Annotated in this window: 18 protein-coding genes and 1 pseudogene; 16 read left to right on the plus strand and 3 right to left on the minus strand. The window is 65.3% G+C overall.

What is annotated here, in order from left to right:
• Positions 1-4 precede the first annotated feature (4 nt).
• Positions 5-700, plus strand: a complete 696-nt coding sequence (locus NDB2M1_RS05145; RefSeq protein WP_054120886.1) for an esterase/lipase family protein — start codon at positions 5-7, stop codon at positions 698-700.
• 8 nt (positions 701-708) lie between these two features.
• Here NDB2M1_RS05145 and NDB2M1_RS05150 read toward each other — a convergent pair whose 3' ends face one another.
• A complete protein-coding gene (locus NDB2M1_RS05150; RefSeq protein WP_072380781.1) occupies positions 709-2,016 on the minus strand; it encodes an ammonium transporter in 1,308 nt (435 codons plus the stop codon).
• A 35-nt stretch (positions 2,017-2,051) separates the two neighbouring features.
• On the minus strand, positions 2,052-3,080 hold the full coding sequence (locus NDB2M1_RS05155) for a 2-hydroxyacid dehydrogenase (RefSeq protein ID WP_054120885.1): 1,029 nt from the start codon (positions 3,078-3,080) through the stop codon (positions 2,052-2,054).
• A 105-nt stretch (positions 3,081-3,185) separates the two neighbouring features.
• On the opposite strand from NDB2M1_RS05155, the gene NDB2M1_RS05160 reads away from it, so the two are divergent.
• The gene (locus NDB2M1_RS05160; protein WP_371328185.1) at positions 3,186-3,656 is read left to right on the plus strand and encodes an SH3 domain-containing protein; all 471 of its coding nucleotides are present in this window, start codon (positions 3,186-3,188) and stop codon (positions 3,654-3,656) included.
• An 88-nt stretch (positions 3,657-3,744) separates the two neighbouring features.
• On the opposite strand, the gene NDB2M1_RS05165 is transcribed toward NDB2M1_RS05160, so the two are convergent.
• Complete coding sequence (locus NDB2M1_RS05165) at positions 3,745-4,941, minus strand: acetyl-CoA C-acyltransferase (protein WP_054120883.1); 1,197 nt, start codon at positions 4,939-4,941, stop codon at positions 3,745-3,747.
• Between the two features lie 121 nt (positions 4,942-5,062).
• On the opposite strand from NDB2M1_RS05165, the gene NDB2M1_RS21945 reads away from it, so the two are divergent.
• The 14 genes and pseudogenes from NDB2M1_RS21945 (at position 5,063) to nuoK (ending at position 16,257) form a co-directional block, all read left to right on the plus strand.
• Positions 5,063-5,812: a prepilin peptidase gene (locus NDB2M1_RS21945; RefSeq protein ID WP_072380245.1), complete on the plus strand. Its 750-nt coding sequence runs from the start codon at positions 5,063-5,065 to the stop codon at positions 5,810-5,812.
• Positions 5,813-6,010: 198 nt separating this feature from the next.
• A complete protein-coding gene (locus NDB2M1_RS05175) occupies positions 6,011-6,385 on the plus strand; it encodes an NADH-quinone oxidoreductase subunit A (RefSeq protein WP_143146657.1) in 375 nt (124 codons plus the stop codon).
• Positions 6,382-6,939 carry a NuoB/complex I 20 kDa subunit family protein gene (locus NDB2M1_RS05180; protein ID WP_054120880.1) on the plus strand — a complete coding sequence of 186 codons (558 nt, stop codon included), beginning with the start codon at positions 6,382-6,384 and terminating at the stop codon, positions 6,937-6,939. Before NDB2M1_RS05175 ends, NDB2M1_RS05180 begins: the two co-directional genes overlap by 4 nt.
• 121 nt (positions 6,940-7,060) lie before the next feature.
• Positions 7,061-7,672 (plus strand): annotated as a pseudogene (locus NDB2M1_RS05185) (NADH-quinone oxidoreductase subunit C); the annotation flags it as partial.
• 14 nt (positions 7,673-7,686) lie between these two features.
• The gene (locus NDB2M1_RS05190) at positions 7,687-8,898 is read left to right on the plus strand and encodes an NADH-quinone oxidoreductase subunit D (RefSeq protein ID WP_072380251.1); all 1,212 of its coding nucleotides are present in this window, start codon (positions 7,687-7,689) and stop codon (positions 8,896-8,898) included.
• Complete coding sequence (locus NDB2M1_RS05195; RefSeq protein ID WP_143146640.1) at positions 8,895-9,164, plus strand: hypothetical protein; 270 nt, start codon at positions 8,895-8,897, stop codon at positions 9,162-9,164. Before NDB2M1_RS05190 ends, NDB2M1_RS05195 begins: the two co-directional genes overlap by 4 nt.
• Positions 9,157-9,510: a nuclear transport factor 2 family protein gene (locus NDB2M1_RS05200; RefSeq protein ID WP_072380783.1), complete on the plus strand. Its 354-nt coding sequence runs from the start codon at positions 9,157-9,159 to the stop codon at positions 9,508-9,510. Before NDB2M1_RS05195 ends, NDB2M1_RS05200 begins: the two co-directional genes overlap by 8 nt.
• Positions 9,510-10,178, plus strand: a complete 669-nt coding sequence (gene nuoE, locus NDB2M1_RS05205) for an NADH-quinone oxidoreductase subunit NuoE (protein WP_054120876.1) — start codon at positions 9,510-9,512, stop codon at positions 10,176-10,178. Before NDB2M1_RS05200 ends, nuoE begins: the two co-directional genes overlap by 1 nt.
• 1 nt (position 10,179) lies before the next feature.
• A complete protein-coding gene (gene nuoF / locus NDB2M1_RS05210) occupies positions 10,180-11,466 on the plus strand; it encodes an NADH-quinone oxidoreductase subunit NuoF (RefSeq protein WP_072380253.1) in 1,287 nt (428 codons plus the stop codon).
• Positions 11,467-11,659: 193 nt separating this feature from the next.
• Complete coding sequence (gene nuoG / locus NDB2M1_RS05215) at positions 11,660-13,669, plus strand: NADH-quinone oxidoreductase subunit NuoG (protein ID WP_072380255.1); 2,010 nt, start codon at positions 11,660-11,662, stop codon at positions 13,667-13,669.
• On the plus strand, positions 13,666-14,709 hold the full coding sequence (nuoH, locus tag NDB2M1_RS05220; protein WP_072380257.1) for an NADH-quinone oxidoreductase subunit NuoH: 1,044 nt from the start codon (positions 13,666-13,668) through the stop codon (positions 14,707-14,709). The genes nuoG and nuoH overlap by 4 nt, the downstream gene beginning before the upstream one ends.
• Positions 14,706-15,191 (plus strand): NADH-quinone oxidoreductase subunit NuoI, encoded by a 486-nt coding sequence (nuoI, locus tag NDB2M1_RS05225; RefSeq protein WP_054120871.1) that lies wholly within the window; start codon positions 14,706-14,708, stop codon positions 15,189-15,191. The genes nuoH and nuoI overlap by 4 nt, the downstream gene beginning before the upstream one ends.
• A gap of 12 nt (positions 15,192-15,203) precedes the next feature.
• Complete coding sequence (locus NDB2M1_RS05230) at positions 15,204-15,821, plus strand: NADH-quinone oxidoreductase subunit J (RefSeq protein WP_072380259.1); 618 nt, start codon at positions 15,204-15,206, stop codon at positions 15,819-15,821.
• A 130-nt stretch (positions 15,822-15,951) separates the two neighbouring features.
• Complete coding sequence (gene nuoK / locus NDB2M1_RS05235; RefSeq protein ID WP_054120869.1) at positions 15,952-16,257, plus strand: NADH-quinone oxidoreductase subunit NuoK; 306 nt, start codon at positions 15,952-15,954, stop codon at positions 16,255-16,257.
• The last annotated feature ends 6 nt before the right edge of the window (positions 16,258-16,263 follow it).

Here is a 16,263-nt window from a genome sequence, read left to right on the forward strand (position 1 = left end):
GCGCATGGCGGCGGATCCGGCAAAAGCTCCACCACGCTGGCGCTGGGCGCTCGAGTTTCTGGCGCTGCCCAAGATTCACACCGCGCCGCTGCGCCCGCCGGTGGTGGTGCCGCCGTTCGGCCGGGGGCAGCCGGTCATTGTGATCCCTGGCCTGCTGTCGTCAGACCGGGCGACAGCGCTATTGCGGCGGTCGCTGGAAAAGGCCGGGTTCGTGACCGAGGGCTGGGGGCAGGGCATGAACACCGGTGCCCGCCCGGCGCAGATCGCGCGGCTCGAGCAGCGCCTGCAGGATATGGCAGCGCGGACGGGGCAGCCGGTCGTGCTGATCGGCTGGAGCCTCGGCGGACTTTATGCGCGCGTCCTCGCCTTGCGCCATCCTGATGCGTGCCGTCTCGTGGTGACGCTCGGATCGCCGTTCTCGGGCAATCGCCGCGCGAACAATGCCTGGCGTGCCTATGAAGCGCTCAATGACCACAAGGTGGATGCGGCGCCCTTTGACGAGGACCCGTCCTTGAAGCCGCCGCTGCGCACGATCGCGGTGTGGTCGAGGCGCGACGGGATCGTGGCGCCGCGCTCGGCGGAAGGCGAGGCGTGGCAATCGGACCGGCAGGTCGAGGTGCCGTTCAAGCACTTCGAAATGGCGAGCGCGAGCGGCGCGGTGCGGATGGTACTGGGGCTCCTGAAGGAGGAGCTTGGGTAGGCTGTCGCTTACTCGAACTCCCACGCGCGTTCGCCGTGGCTGGTAAGGTCGAGGCCTTCGCGTTCCTCGTCCTCGGTCACGCGCATCGGGATGACCATGGCGACGGCGAGGGCGCAGATCACCGTGCCGAGTGCGCTCCAGGCGGCGACGGCGCCGACACCGGCGGCCTGTGCGAAGAGTTGGCGGACGAGGCCCATGCCTTCAGCGTAACCGGTGCCGCCGAGCGAGGGTTCGAGGAACACCGCGAGGAGGATTGAGCCGACAATGCCGCCGATGCCGTGAACCGCGAAGACATCAAGCGAGTCGTCGATCTCGAGGCGGCGCTTCACCAGCAGGATCATCGGGTAGCAGACAGCCGCTGCGGCAAGACCGAACAGGATGGCAGCGCCCGGAGCAATGAAGCCCGCGGCGGGCGTAACGGTGGCGAGGCCTGCGACGGCGCCGGTGGCAAAGCCCACAGAAGTCGGCTTGCCGATGCTGATCTTCTCGATGGCGAGCCATGCGAGGGCGGCGGTGCAGGCCGCGGCATGGGTGTTGATGATGGCGGAGGCCGCGTCGTCGGTGGCGGCGAGCGAGGAGCCGCCGTTGAAGCCGAACCAGCCCACCCACAACATGGCCGCGCCGATCATCGTGAGCGATGGCGAATGCGGCAGCATCTGGGTGCGCGGGAAGCCGGTCCGCTTGCCCAGCAGCAGCGCCGCGACCAGCGCGGAAACGCCCGCGGTGGTGTGGACGACAATGCCGCCCGCAAAGTCCATCGTGCCGAGCCGGCTCGCCAGCCAGCCGCCGCCCCAGACCCAGTGCGCGGCGGGGGCGTAGACGATGAGGCTCCACAGTGCCGCGAAGGCGACAACCCAGCCGAACCGGGCGCGGTCGACCCAGGCGCCGACCATAAGCGCGGGCGTGATCGCGGCGAACATCATCTGGAACAGCGCATAGGCGCTTTCGGGCACGAGCGTGCCTTCGCGCACATTGCCGAGCTGGCCGAGCATCCATGCCGAACCGCCGCCGAGCCAGCCGCTCGAGACAGGACCGAAGGCGAGCGTGTAGCCGACAACGATCCACAGCAGCGATGTGATCGCGGCAATCGCGCCGATCTGGATGGCAACCGCGAGGAAGCCCTTGGCGCGGACGAGGCCGCCATAGAACAGGGTGAGGCCGGGCAGCGTCATCAGCAGGACGAGTGCGGAGGAGGCGAGCAGCCATGCGGTATCGCCGCTGTCGGCCGCGTCCACGGCTTCCACGCCTTGCGCATGGCCAAGCGCGGGCAGCGCGAGCGCGGCGGCGGCAAGGGCCACCGCGAAAACCTTTTTCATCGACATATTCCCCCCGCGCGACTCGCTTGCTTGTTCTAGGCCCACCCTTCCAGAACCTGATCGGGCGGGCGATGCCCATCGGCCCAGAAACGGATATTGGCAATAACCTTGTCGCCCGATGCTGTACGCCCTTCGAACGTTGCGCTGCCCATGTGCGGCAGGAGCGAAACATTGCCGAGTGCGAGCAGGCGCGGGTCGATCTTCGGCTCGTGCGCGAAGACATCGAGTCCCGCGCCGCCGATGCGGCCTTCCTGCAGCGCCTCGATCAGCGCGTTCTCGTCGACCACGTCGCCGCGGGCGGTGTTCACCAGATAGGCCTCGGGCTTCATCAGCGCGATGCGGCGCGCGTCCATGATGAAGTGCGTTTCGGGCGTGGAGGGGCAATGCAGCGTGACGATATCGGACTCGCGCACCAGCGTGTCGATATCCGCCTCATAGCGCGCGCCGACCATGCGTTCGAACGCTTCGGGGAGGCGCTGGCGGTTGTGGTAGACGATCTCCAGCCCGAAGGCGCGGGCGCGGTGGGCAACGGCCTGGCCGATGCGGCCCATGCCGATGATGCCAAGGCGTTTGCCGCTGATGCGGTGGCCGAGCAGAGTGGAAGGCGCCCAGCCGGCCCAGTCGCCCGAACGGATCACTCGCCCGCCTTCGGCAAGGCGGCGCGAGACGGCGATGATGAGCGACATCGTCATGTCCGCCGTATCATCGGTGAACACGCCGGGCGTGTTGGTGACGAGGATTTTCCGCGCACGCGCTGCAGCGAGGTCGATGTGATCGGTGCCAGCGCCGAAGCTGGCGATCAGGCCGAGCTGCGGGCCCGCGGCGGCGATGAGTTCGGCGTCGATACGATCGGTCACCGTCGGGACGAGGACATGCGCTTCCTGCATCGCGGCGCGGATTTCGTCCTGCGACAGGGGGCGGTCGTCCGGATTGAGCGTGACGTCGAACAGCTCGGCCATGCGCGCCTCGGTCTCGGGCAGCAGGCGGCGCGTGACGAAGACGCGGGGGCGGCCTTCGATCCGGCGGGTGGTCCGGTAGTCGGTGCTGGGCGGGTTGGCAGGCATGGCCTATCGCTATGCCGCATGCGCGCGCGCGGTCAAGCACCCGGTTGCCCGGTGCGACGAATGCTGTATCGCAGATCTTGCAGCGCCAAGGGAGGAAGGTCGAGCGTGTCTCTGTCCGGAAAGCGATTTGCGATCATGATCCTGCTGTCGCTGCTGACGGCAGCGCCCGCGCGCGCGGCGGATGACGAGAATGGCCCCTACTGGGCCTCGCTTCGCGGTCAGCCTGCCAACCTGCGCGTGGGGCCGGGGCGCGAATACCGCATCAGCTGGGTCTACGTCCGTGCCGGGCTGCCGATGAAAGTGCTGCGCACCATCGGCGGCTGGCGCCTGATCGAGGATATCGACGGCGCGCGCGGGTGGATGCTCGCCCAGTTCCTGACGCGCACCCGCACCGCGACCGTGAAGGGCGGGATTGCGGAGATTCGCGAGAATTCTGATGGTTCGGGCCGTCTGCTGTGGCGTGCCGAGCCCGGAGTGACCGGCAGGCTGGGCGATTGCGGCCCGGCTTGGTGCAAGTTCGATATCGACGGACGCAAGGGCTTTGTCGCCAGGGCGTCCGTGTGGGGTGCGGACTGAGTTTTCCCTCCGACCCGCCTTGCGGCGGGCCACCTCCCCATTTGCCCCTTCGACAAGCTGAGGGGAAAATGGGGAGGACCCGAAAGACTTAGACCAGTTCGATGGCGACAGCGGTCGCTTCGCCGCCGCCGATGCAGAGGCTGGCGACGCCGCGCTTCTTGCCGTGGCGCTGGAGCGCGCCGATCAGCGTGGTGACGATGCGCGCCCCCGAAGCGCCGATGGGGTGGCCAAGCGCGGTCGCGCCGCCGTGAACATTGATCTTCTCGTGCGGGATGCCGAGATCGTGCATCGCGAACATCGCGACGCAGGCGAAGGCTTCGTTGACTTCGAACAGATCGACATCGGCAACGCTCCACCCGGCACGGTCGAGCAGCTTGGTGATGGCGCCGACCGGAGCGGTGGTGAAGTCCTTGGGCGCCTGCGCATGGGCGGCCATCGCAACGACGCGGGCGACGGGAGTCAGGCCATCGGCAGCGGCAACGCTTTCGCGCGTCAGCACCAGCGCGGCGGCACCGTCCGAGATCGAAGAGGAGGTGGCGGCGGTGATCGTGCCGTCCTTGGCGAAGGCGGGCTTGAGCGCAGGGATCTTGTCCGGCTTGCCCTTGCCGGGGGCCTCGTCGGTATCGATCACGGTCTCGCCGCTGCGGCTGACGACCTTCACCGGCGCGATTTCAGCAGTGAAGGCACCCTCGGCAATCGCGGTCTGCGCGCGGCGGAGCGATTCGATGGCGTAGGCGTCCTGCTGCTCGCGGGTCAGCTGGTATTCGTTGGCGGTGTCTTGCGCGAAGGTGCCCATGGCGCGGCCCGCTTCGTAGGCATCCTCGAGGCCATCGAGGAACATGTGGTCATAGGCCGTATCGTGGCCGATGCGCGCGCCGGAGCGGTGCTTCTTGAGGAGGTAGGGCGCGTTGGTCATGCTTTCCATGCCGCCCGCGACGACCATGTCGATCGTGCCCGAAGCGAGCGCTTCGGCGCCCATGATCATGGCCTGCATGCCCGAGCCGCAGACCTTGTTGACCGTCGTCGCCTGGACCGAAGTCGGCAGGCCCGCGTGGATCGCGGCCTGGCGCGCAGGCGCCTGGCCGAGGCCGGCGGGGAGCACGCAGCCCATGTAGACGCGGTCGACCTTCTCGCCCGCGATGCCGGCGCGCTCGACCGCGGCCTTGACGGCGGTTGCGCCGAGCTGGGTGGCGGGGACATCCGAAAGCGCGCCCTGCATGGCGCCCATCGGGGTGCGGGCGAAAGAAAGGATCACAACCGGATCGGCAGCGGAGAATTGGGCCATTGGAAACACTTCCTGTGCTATGGGACCGCGCCAGGCCCCGGTTAGTCCGGCTCATGTAGTCCCCGGGGGTGACGATTTCAATTCGCGTCGAGGAACGCAGAGCTATGCGAGAAGGGACTGCATGCTGATCGTGTTCATCCTGTTCGGGATGGTTGTGGGCGCGGTTGTCGGCAGCTTCATCGGGCTGGTGCTGATCCGCCTGCCGGACGGGCGGCCGATGGTGATGGACCGTTCATCCTGCGACACCTGCGACAAGGAACTGCAGCCGATCGAGCTCGTCCCCGTTCTTTCATGGGTGATCCAGGGCGGCAAGTGCCGGGAATGCGGCTCTGCCATCGATCGCTGGCAATTGGGGGCGGAACTCGGCGGAGCGCTGATCGGTGGCGTGTCTGTCTGGCTGAGCTGGTTTCCGGTCTGGGCGATGATGCTCGGCTGGCAACTGCTGCTGCTGGCGATGCTGGACTTGCGCCACATGTGGCTGCCGCGCCAGCTCTCGGCGCTGCTGGGGGCGAGCGGCGCGCTGTTTGCGCTGGTGATGGGATACTGGGCGAACGACCCGATGGTGCTGGTCCAGTCGATGGTCGGCGGCGTGTTCGGCTTCACGGCGCTGTGGATGCTGGGGCAGGGCTATCTGATGTGGCGCGGACAGGAGGGGCTGGGCGGCGGAGATCCCCCGCTGATGGGCGCCATCGGGCTGTGGCTGGGCCCGCTCGGGGTGATCCACACGCTGCTGGTGGCGAGCCTTGGCGGACTGGCAGTGGCCGCAGTGCTGTGGCGCGCGGGGCGGGAGATCAGGCCTGACACGATGCTGCCGCTGGGGACCTTGCTGGCGCTGGCGGCGTGGCCGGTGTTTCTGTGGCAGGGGGTTTGATACTGCAAGTCGTTATCACCTGGCAATCATTCGTATGCAGTGCCAAAGGGCGCAGAAAACCGCCAAAACAGCGGTCTTCCACAGACAAAAGCTTGGATTTTGAGCCTCATCGGGTCATGCCGCACTTGCACTGAGGGGTTACCGGGACTAGTGCGCGCTCGACATAGAAACAGGCGAGTCAATCCTTTGGCCGATCAACTGCCCTATCTCGCGCAATATCTGCCGATCCTCATCTTCCTCGGCATCGCGCTCGCGCTCTCGTGCGTGTTCGTGTTCCTTCCGATGGGTGTTTCGCGGCTTACGGGCGCGCACAACCCCAATGCCGAGAAGCTCAGCGAGTATGAGTGCGGCTTCCCCGCGTTCGAGGACCCGCGCAGCCAGTTCGACGTGCGTTTCTATCTCGTCGCGATCCTGTTCATCATCTTCGACCTTGAAGCGGCGTTCCTGTTTCCCTGGGCCGTGAGCCTCAAGCAAAGCGGCTGGGCCGGCTGGGTAACCATGATGGTCTTCCTGTTCGAACTGGTTATCGGCTTTATCTACGCGTGGAAGAAAGGGGCGTTGGACTGGGAATGAGCACCGTGCCTACCTCCTCGATCATCCCGGCCACCGCGGCGGACATGCCGACCGCGCCTGATGCCGCCTTCTTTGACAGCCTGAACGCCGAAGTTTCGGACAAGGGCTTCCTCGTCACCTCGACCGAGGAGCTGTTCCAGTGGGCCCGCACCGGCTCGCTGTGGTGGATGACCTTCGGTCTGGCGTGCTGCGCGGTCGAGATGATCCATGTGAACATGCCGCGCTATGACATGGAGCGCTTCGGTGTCGCCCCCCGCGCTTCCCCGCGCCAGTCGGACGTGATGATCGTGGCCGGCACGCTGTGCAACAAGATGGCCCCGGCGCTGCGCAAGGTCTACGACCAGATGTCGGACCCCAAGTATGTGATCTCGATGGGCAGCTGCGCCAATGGCGGCGGCTATTATCACTACAGCTATTCGGTGGTACGCGGCTGCGATCGCATCGTGCCGGTCGATATCTATGTGCCCGGCTGCCCGCCGACCGCCGAAGCGCTGCTCTACGGCGTGATGCAGTTGCAGCGGAAGATCCGCCGCGTCGGGACGATCGAGCGGTGAGTGCTGTGATCCTTCGACAAGCTCAGGATGAGCGGACCTTGGTTATGATCCCGACTCCGACCCCGCTCGTGCTGAGCTTGTCGAAGCACGTTCGCGCTGCGCTTTCGGAAGGAACTCGAGCATGACCGTGCTTCATTCCGCCCCCCGCTATTCGCCCTTTGACGGCGTGCTGGAAACGCTGTCCGCCGCGCTGGGCGACATGATCGTCTCCGCGCGCGAGCAGCATGGCGAGATCGTGATCCATGTCGTGCGCGAGCGTGTGGTCGAGGCGCTGCAGGCGCTGCGCGACACGCACGAATACCAGCAGCTGATGGACATCGCGGGCGCCGACTATCCCGCGCGTCCCGAGCGCTTCGAGGTGGTCTATTGCCTGCTTTCACTCACGAAGAACCACCGCCTGATCGTGAAGGTCTCGACCGACGAGGCGACTCCGGTGCCGACGGTGACCGGGCTGTGGCCGAATGCGAGCTGGTACGAGCGCGAGGTCTATGACCTCTACGGCGTGCTTTTCGCTGGCCACCCGGACCTGCGCCGCATCCTCACCGACTACGGCTTCCAGGGCCACCCGTTCCGCAAGGACTTCCCGCTTACCGGCTATGTCGAGCTGCGCTATTCGGAAGAGGACAAGCGCGTCGTCTACGAGAAGGTCGAGCTGGCGCAGGACTTGCGGCAATTCGATTTCATGAGCCCGTGGGAAGGCGCGCACTATGTGCTTCCGGGCGATGAGAAGGCTGAAGGGAACAAGGCATGAGCCTGAGCCTTGAACAGTCGCCCACCACCGGCGACGAGGTCATCACCAACTACACGATCAACTTCGGCCCCCAGCACCCGGCGGCGCACGGCGTGCTGCGCATGGTGATGGAACTGGACGGCGAGATCGTCGAGCGCGTCGATCCGCATGTGGGCCTGCTGCATCGCGGCACCGAGAAGTTGATCGAACACAAGACCTACCTGCAGGCGCTGCCCTATTTCGACCGGCTGGACTATTGCTCGCCGCTCGCGATGGAGCACTCCTACGTGCTCGCGGTCGAGAAGCTGCTCAACCTCGAGGTGCCGCTCAGGGCGCAGTATCTGCGCGTGCTGTTTGCCGAGCTGACGCGCATCTGCAACCACATGCTGAACCTCGGATCGCACGTGATGGACGTCGGCGCGATGACGCCGAACCTGTGGCTGTTCGAGATCCGCGAGGACTGCCTCAACTTCTTCGAACGCGCTTCGGGCGCGCGCATGCATGCGGCGTGGTATCGCCCTGGCGGCGTGCACCAGGATGTACCGCTCAAGCTGCTGACCGACATAGCCGACTGGCTCGACACGCGCCTGCCGCAGCTGTTCGACGACGCGATGAGCCTCGTCGTCGACAATCGCATCTTCAAGCAGCGCAATGTCGATATCGCCATTGTCAGCCGCGATGATGCGATTGCCTGGGGCTTCTCGGGCCCGATGATCCGTGGTTCGGGCATTCCGTGGGATCTGCGCAAGAGCCAGCCCTACGACGTCTATGACCGCATGGACTTCGAGGTACCGGTGGGCACGCGCGGCGATTGCTATGACCGGTTCATGGTGCGCGTCGAGGAAGTGCGCCAGTCCGCCCGGATCATGAAGCAGTGCCTTGCCGAAATGCCGGAAGGCCCGATTTCGAGCACCGACCGCAAGGTCGTCCCGCCAAAGCGCGGCGAGATGAAGCAATCGATGGAAGCGCTGATCCATCACTTCAAGCTCTACACCGAAGGCTTCCACGTGCCGGCGGGCGAAGTCTATGTCGCGACGGAAAGCCCCAAGGGCGAGTTCGGCGTCTATCTGGTCTCGGACGGCACCAACAAGCCCTACCGCTGCAAGATCCGCCCGACTGCATTCAGCCACCTGCAGGCGATGGACTTCATGACCAAGGGCCACATGCTGCCTGACGTCACCGCGATCATCGGCGCGATCGACGTGGTGTTCGGGGAGTGCGACCGGTGAGTTTGCTGTCGCGCTACGAGGCGTACCTTTATGAGCAGTGCCGGCGGGGCGGTACACAGATCGGGACGCAACTGCTTCCCTGGTTTGTGCTGGCGATTGCCGTCGGCGCTCTGCTTCCGCGGGTTCCAACCTTAAAAGATAGCCTGTCGGAGTTGCTGGTCGTCGGCCTCGCAGCCTCGCCGATCCTGATCGGTGCGGTGCTGGTGACGCGGGCACGCTGGCGCGCCTATTGCGCGCGGATCGACGAGGATGGCCGAAATGGCTGACAACCTCGCCACCGCCAAGGCCATGATTGCCGCCTACAACGCGCAGGACGTGGATACCTACGTCTCCTACATGACCGACGATGCCTGCGAGGCGAACTATCGCGGCGATGTCGTGCGCGAGGGGCGCGAAGGCACGCGCTCTGGCCTTGCCGCCGCGTTCGCGCGCTGGCCGCAGAACCATGCCGAGATCACGCACGCGCAGGCCATCGGCACCTACGTGCTGATGCGCGAACACGTGACGCGCGGGCCCGCAACCGACGGGTCGGCGCTGGTCGAGCCGTTCGACGTTGTCGCGGTCTATTCTTTCGAAGGCGAGAAGTGCTCTCGCGTGGAGTTCATTCGCTGATGGCTGACCGTCATATCGAACCTGATACCCCGACCTTGCGCGCCCGCTGGGGCTCTTTCGCGTGGACGGCGGAGAATGCCGAGAAGGCGAAGACGATCATCGCGCGCTATCCGGCGGGCCGCCAGCGCTCGGCGGTGATGCCGCTGCTCGATCTCGCGCAACGCCAGGTCGGCGCGGAAGAGAACACGCAAGGCTGGCTGCCGATTCCGGTGATGGAATATGTCGCGAAGCAGCTCGACATGCCGATCATCCGCGTGGTCGAGGTGGCGACGTTCTACACGATGTACAACATCGCGCCGATCGGTCGGTTCCACGTGCAGGTCTGCGGGACGACGCCGTGCATGCTGCGCGGCTCGGACGACATCATCGCGGCATGCAAGGCCAAGGGGCTGAAGAAGGGCCACACCACCGAGGACGGCCTGTTCAGCTTCACTGAAGTGGAATGCATGGGCAACTGCGCGTCCGCGCCGATGGTCCAGATCAACGACGACAACTACGAGGATCTGACCGCGGCGGACATGACGCGCATCCTCGATGAGCTGGCGGCGGGCAAGCAGCCCAAGACCGGCACGCAGGCGCCGGGCCGCCACACTGTCGAGCCGCTCGGCGGGCCGACAACGCTGACCGCGATGGTTTCAGCCAATCACGATTACCGGAGTGAGTGGTAACATGGCGCTCGCTGACAAGGACCGCATTTTCACCAACCTCTACGGCTACCAGCCGTGGAACCTGAAGGCCGCGCAGGCGCGCGGGGATTGGGACAACACCAAGGCCCTGATGGAGCGCGGGCAGGACGCGATCATCGAGGAAATCAAGGCGAGCGGCCTGCGCGGGCGCGGCGGTGCGGGCTTCCCGACCGGCATGAAGTGGTCGTTCATGCCCAAGGAGAGCAAGGACGGCCGTCCGAGCTTCCTGGTCATCAATGCCGACGAGAGCGAGCCGGGTTCGTGCAAGGACCGCGAGATCATCCGCCACGATCCGCACAAGCTGATCGAAGGCGCGCTGGTCGCAGGCTATGCGATGCGGGCGCGGGCGGCCTATATCTACATTCGCGGCGAATATATCCGCGAGGCCGAGACGCTGTTTGCCGCCGTGGCCGAAGCCTATGAAGCGGGGCTGCTGGGCAAGAACGCCTGCGGTTCGGGCTATGATTTCGATGTCTTCGTCCACCGCGGCGCGGGCGCCTACATCTGCGGCGAAGAGACCGCGATGATCGAGAGCCTCGAGGGCAAGAAAGGCCAGCCGCGCCTCAAGCCGCCGTTCCCGGCAGGCGCGGGGCTCTATGGCTGCCCGACGACGGTGAACAACGTCGAGAGCATCGCGGTTGCGCCGACGATCCTGCGGCGCGGGGCGGCGTGGTTTTCGAGCTTCGGGCGCGACAACAACAAGGGCACCAAGCTGTTCCAGATCAGCGGGCATGTCGAAAAGCCCTGCGTGGTCGAGGAAGCGATGAGCATTCCGTTCAGCGAGCTGATCGAGAAGCATTGCGGCGGCATTCGCGGTGGGCGCGACAACCTGCTCGCGGTGATCCCCGGCGGTTCCTCGGTGCCGCTGGTGCCGGCGGCGGAGATCTGGGACGCGCCGATGGACTTCGACGGCCTGCGCGCGGTCGGTTCGGGCCTCGGCACGGCGGCGGTGATCGTGATGGACAAGTCCACCGATATCGTCCGCGCGATCAGCCGGCTTTCGTACTTCTACAAGCACGAGAGCTGTGGCCAGTGCACCCCGTGCCGCGAAGGCACCGGCTGGATGTGGCGCGTGATGGAACGCCTGCGCACCGGCGACGCGGCGGTCGAGGAAATCGACATGCTGCAGCAGGTGACCAAGCAGGTCGAAGGCCACACGATCTGCGCGCTGGGCGATGCGGCGGCATGGCCGATCCAGGGCCTGATCCGCCACTTCCGGCCCGAGATCGAGCGCCGGATTGCGGAAAATCAGCGGGAGGCGGCGGAGTGAGCATTACGCCTACTCACGCAGTGGTCCGAGTGATCTTGGGCTTCGCCGCCCTTGCGTATTGGGTCTTCCGCCCCCGCCGCGAATCCGACCAACCCGGACCCCATAACAATTGGAGGAGGCCGCAGCGCGGCGTCGAATCCGGTTTCCATGAAGGCATTTCCGACGCTAGCGGCGGCGATGGAGGTCATTTCTAATGCCCAAGCTCAAAGTCGACGGCGTAGAGCTCGAAGTTCCCGCAGGCGCGACGGTGCTGCAGGCGTGCGAGCTCGCCGGCAAGGAAATTCCCCGGTTCTGCTATCACGAGCGGCTCAGCATCGCGGGCAACTGCCGCATGTGTCTGGTCGAAGTGAAGCCCGGGCCGCCCAAGCCGCAGGCTTCGTGTGCGCTGCCGGCCAGCGAGGGCCAAGAAATCCGCACCGACAGCGAGATGGTCAAGAAGGCGCGCGAGGGGGTGATGGAGTTTCTCCTCATCAACCACCCGCTCGATTGCCCGATCTGCGATCAGGGCGGCGAATGCGACCTGCAGGACCAGTCGGTCGCCTATGGCCGCGGCAAGTCGCGCTACGACGAGAACAAGCGCGCGGTGACCGACAAGTACATGGGCCCGCTGATCAAGACGACGATGACGCGGTGCATCCACTGCACGCGCTGCGTGCGTTTCTCGGAAGAGATCGCGGGCGTGGACGAGATCGGCGCGCTTTATCGCGGCGAGGGGATGCAGATTTCGACGTACCTTGAAGGCGCGGCGAAGCATGAGCTTTCGGCCAATGTGATCGACCTCTGCCCGGTCGGCGCGCTGACTTCGAAGCCTTATGCGTTCGAGGCGCGGCCGTGGGAATTGAAGAAGACGCTGGGCATCGACGTTTCGGACGCGGTCGGCTCGAACATCCGCATCGACAGCCGGGGCCGCGAGGTGCTGCGCATCCTGCCGCGCGTGAACGATGACGTGAACGAGGAATGGCTGTCGGACCGCGCGCGCTATGTCGTCGATGGCCTGACGCGCCGCCGGCTCGACAAGCCGTGGCTGCGCAAGGATGGCAAGCTGACGGCGGCTTCGTGGGCCGAAGCGTTTGACGCGGTCGCCAAGATCAATCCGGGCGCTTCGGTGGCCGTGATCTCGGGCGATCAGGTCGATTGCGAGACGCTGTTTGCGGCCAAGGCTCTGGCGCGCGCGCTGGGTTCTAGCTTGCTCGAAGGCCGCCAGACGGGTCTGGCCTATACCGCGAGCAACCTGGCGGCGGTGGCGTTCAATTCCACTTTCGCAGGTATCGAAGAGGCAGACGCGATCCTCATCGTGGGCAGCCACGTGCGCGATGAAGCGCCGCTGGTGAACACGCGGCTGCGCAAGGCGGCGAAGCGGGGCGCGAAGGTTTTCGTGATCGGCGCGGCCTGGGACCCGACCTATCCGGCGACGTTCCTTGGCGAAGATGCGGGGCTTCTCAATGATGTGCCGGCCGAAGTTGTGGCGGCATTCGAGGGTTCCAAGAAGCCGGCGATCATCATCGGCGGGGCTGGCCTTGCCAAGGGTGCGCTGGAAGCGGGTCTGGCCTTTGCCGAGCGCTTCAAGCTGGTCACCGACGAGTGGAACGGCTTCAACGTGCTGCACATGGCCGCGAGCCGCATGGGCGGACTGATGCTGGGCTATGCGCAGCCGGGCGGCCTCGCGGATCTGGTGGCTGCCAAGCCCAAGATGGTGATTTCGCTCGGTGCGGACGAGGTGGACTACACCAAGTTTGCCGGTTCGATGATCGTGCATATCGGCCACCATGGTGACAAGGCGGCGCATGCGGCGGACGTGATCCTGCCCGCCGCGGCCTTCACCGAGAAGGACGGCACTTACGTCAATACCGAAGGCCGCGTGCAGTATTCAGAACGCGCGGTCTACGCGCCGGGCGATGCGCGCGAGGACTGGACGATCCTGCGTGCCATGGCCGATGCGCTTGGCGTTTCGGTCGGTTTCGACAGCTTCGAGCAGCTGCGCGCGGCGATGATCGCCGAAGTGCCGGCGCTGGGCGTGGAAGGGCTGGCCGATTACGGCGCTCTGCCGGCGGCTCCGAAGGGCGCGAAGGCGGAAGGCGTGATCGCTGCCTACCCGATCAAGGACCACTACCTCACCAACGCCATCGCGCGGTCTAGCCCGACGCTGCAGCGCTGCTCGGCGGAACTGGTGCACGGTGAAACATTTGCGGAGGCCGCGGAATGATCCCGTTTTTCCAATGGACGGGCCTCTCGTTCGAGGCATCGTGGATTGTCGCGACGGTGGCGGAAATCCTGCTGATCGCGCTGCCGGTCATGCTGGCCGTCGCGCTGGTGATCTATGCCGACCGCAAGATCTGGGCGGCGATGGCGCTGCGCAAGGGGCCGAACGTGGTGGGGCCGATCGGCATCCTCCAGTCATTCGCGGACGGCCTCAAGGTCTTCCTGCAGGAAACGATCATCCCTTCGGCGGCGAACAAGGGCCTGTTCCTGATCGCGCCGATCATCACCTTCACCGTGGCGCTGATGGCCTGGGCGGTGATCCCGTTCAATTCGGGCGCGGTCTTGGCGGATATCAATGTCGGTCTGCTCTACGTCCTCGCGATCTCGTCGCTGGGGGTTTACGGGGTGGTGATCGCAGGCTGGTCGTCGAACTCGAAGTACCCGTTTTTCAGCGCGATGCGCGCTTCGGCGCAGATGATTTCCTATGAAGTCTCGATCGGCTTCATCCTCATCTGCGTGGTGCTTTGGGCGGGTTCGTTCAACCTCAACGAGATCGTCAAGGCGCAGAAGGACCACGTCTGGATCATCAACGGTTTCGTGGCGAACCCGCTGCTGTTCCCGGTCTGGGTGATGTTCCTCATCTCCGGCATGGCCGAAACCGCGCGCGCGCCGTTCGACCTGACCGAGGCGGAAAGCGAGCTCGTCGCAGGGTATCAGACCGAATACTCCTCGATGGCCTTCGCGCTCTACTGGCTGGGCGAATATGCCAACGTGCTCCTGATGTGCGCGCTGAACGCCACGCTGTTCTGGGGCGGCTGGCTGCCGCCGCTCGACATTCCGGTGCTCTATCTGGTGCCGGGGCTGGTGTGGCTGCTGCTCAAGATCCTGTTCTTCTTCTTCATCTTCAGCTGGGTCAAGGCGACCGTGCCGCGCTACCGCTATGACCAGCTGATGCGCCTTGGCTGGAAGATCTTCCTGCCCCTCTCGCTGTTCTTCGTGTTCGCGATCAGCGGATACCTCATGGCCACCGGACATTTTGCATGACCGTCTCGCAGATCATCAAGAGCTTCACGCTGTGGGAGTTCGTGAAGGCGCATTGGCTGACCTTGAAGTACCTCTTCAAGCCCAAGGCGACGATCAACTACCCGTTCGAGAAGAACCCGCTTTCCCCGCGCTTCCGCGGTGAACATGCGCTGCGCCGTTATCCCAATGGCGAGGAGCGCTGCATCGCGTGCAAGCTGTGCGAGGCGGTGTGCCCGGCGCAGGCGATCACCATCGAGGCGGAGCCCCGTGAGGACGGCAGCCGCCGCACCACGCGCTATGACATCGACATGACCAAGTGCATCTTCTGCGGCTTCTGCCAGGAAGCCTGCCCGGTCGATGCCATCGTCGAAGGTCCGAACTTCGAATACGCGACCGAAACGCGCGAGGAGCTCTTGTACGACAAGGCCAAGCTGCTCGCCAACGGGGACAAGTGGGAGCGGGCGCTGGCCGCGAACCTTGAAGCCGATGCACCGTACCGCTAGGGGCCACGCGTCATGATCCAGGCCTTTGCCTTTTACCTGTTCACCGCGATCATGCTGTTCAGCGCGGTTTCCGTGATCTTCGCCCGCAATCCGGTTCATTCGGTGCTCTGGCTGATCCTCGCGTTCTTCAACGCGGCGGGGCTGATGGTGCTGATCGGCGCGGAATTCATCGCGATGCTGCTGGTCATCGTCTACGTCGGCGCGGTCGCGGTGCTGTTCCTGTTCGTCGTGATGATGCTCGACATCGACTTTTCGGAGATGCGCGCCGGCTTCATCAAGAACGCGCCACTAGGTCTGCTGATCGCGGCGGTGCTGCTCGCCGAGCTGGGGCTGGGCCTTGGCGTGTGGCACTCGGGCGCGCTGCAACTGGGTGTGGCGAGCGGGGCTGCAGCAACGCCGGAGGGCCTCTCCAACACGGCGGCCATCGGCGCGCTGCTCTACACGCGCTACCTGTTCCTGTTCGAGGCGGCGGGGATCATCCTGCTCGTCGCCATGATCGGCGCTATCGTGCTGACGCACCGCCAGCGCAGCGATACGCGCGGGCAGAATGTCGGCCGCCAGATCGCGCGCCGTCCGGAAGAGGCGACCATCAACGTCAAGCCCGCCGTGGGCCAGGGGGTGACGCTGTGATGCAGTTTAACCACCTACATCCGCTCACCCTGAGCCTGTCGAAGGGTGCTTGCGCAGCGGTTGGGTGCGGGCTTCGACAAGCTCAGCCTGAGCGGTTTTTGGGTTTGGTTCAGGATCAGGGGGCCGGGCTGTGATTGGTATCGAACATTATGTTGCCGTCAGCTCGATCCTGTTCGTGCTCGGCGTGCTGGGCATCTTCCTCAACCGCAAGAACGTGATCGTGATCCTGATGGCGATCGAGCTGATCCTGCTCGCGGTGAACCTCAATCTCGTGGCGTTCAGCGCGTTCCTGCATGACCTCACGGGTCAGATCTTCGCGATGTTCGTGCTGACCGTGGCGGCGGGCGAGGCGGCGATCGGTCTTGCCATTCTGGTCATCTACTTCCGCGGCCGCGGCACGATCGCGGTGGACGACGTCAATCGGATGAAGGGGTAAGCGGAC

Origin of the sequence: Novosphingobium sp. NDB2Meth1, assembly GCF_900117425.1 — a bacterium.
GTDB lineage: Bacteria > Pseudomonadota > Alphaproteobacteria > Sphingomonadales > Sphingomonadaceae > Novosphingobium.

Coding starts and splice junctions, on each gene's coding strand:
- NDB2M1_RS05145 (WP_054120886.1), top strand. CDS start 5: ATGGCGGCGGATCCGGCAAAAGCTCCACCACGCTGGCGCTGGGCGCTC.
- NDB2M1_RS05150 (WP_072380781.1), bottom strand. CDS start 2,016: ATGAAAAAGGTTTTCGCGGTGGCCCTTGCCGCCGCCGCGCTCGCGCTG.
- NDB2M1_RS05155 (WP_054120885.1), bottom strand. CDS start 3,080: ATGCCTGCCAACCCGCCCAGCACCGACTACCGGACCACCCGCCGGATC.
- NDB2M1_RS05165 (WP_054120883.1), bottom strand. CDS start 4,941: ATGGCCCAATTCTCCGCTGCCGATCCGGTTGTGATCCTTTCTTTCGCC.
- NDB2M1_RS21945 (WP_072380245.1), top strand. CDS start 5,063: ATGCTGATCGTGTTCATCCTGTTCGGGATGGTTGTGGGCGCGGTTGTC.
- NDB2M1_RS05180 (WP_054120880.1), top strand. CDS start 6,382: ATGAGCACCGTGCCTACCTCCTCGATCATCCCGGCCACCGCGGCGGAC.
- NDB2M1_RS05190 (WP_072380251.1), top strand. CDS start 7,687: ATGAGCCTGAGCCTTGAACAGTCGCCCACCACCGGCGACGAGGTCATC.
- NDB2M1_RS05200 (WP_072380783.1), top strand. CDS start 9,157: ATGGCTGACAACCTCGCCACCGCCAAGGCCATGATTGCCGCCTACAAC.
- nuoE (WP_054120876.1), top strand. CDS start 9,510: ATGGCTGACCGTCATATCGAACCTGATACCCCGACCTTGCGCGCCCGC.
- nuoF (WP_072380253.1), top strand. CDS start 10,180: ATGGCGCTCGCTGACAAGGACCGCATTTTCACCAACCTCTACGGCTAC.
- nuoG (WP_072380255.1), top strand. CDS start 11,660: ATGCCCAAGCTCAAAGTCGACGGCGTAGAGCTCGAAGTTCCCGCAGGC.
- nuoH (WP_072380257.1), top strand. CDS start 13,666: ATGATCCCGTTTTTCCAATGGACGGGCCTCTCGTTCGAGGCATCGTGG.
- nuoI (WP_054120871.1), top strand. CDS start 14,706: ATGACCGTCTCGCAGATCATCAAGAGCTTCACGCTGTGGGAGTTCGTG.
- NDB2M1_RS05230 (WP_072380259.1), top strand. CDS start 15,204: ATGATCCAGGCCTTTGCCTTTTACCTGTTCACCGCGATCATGCTGTTC.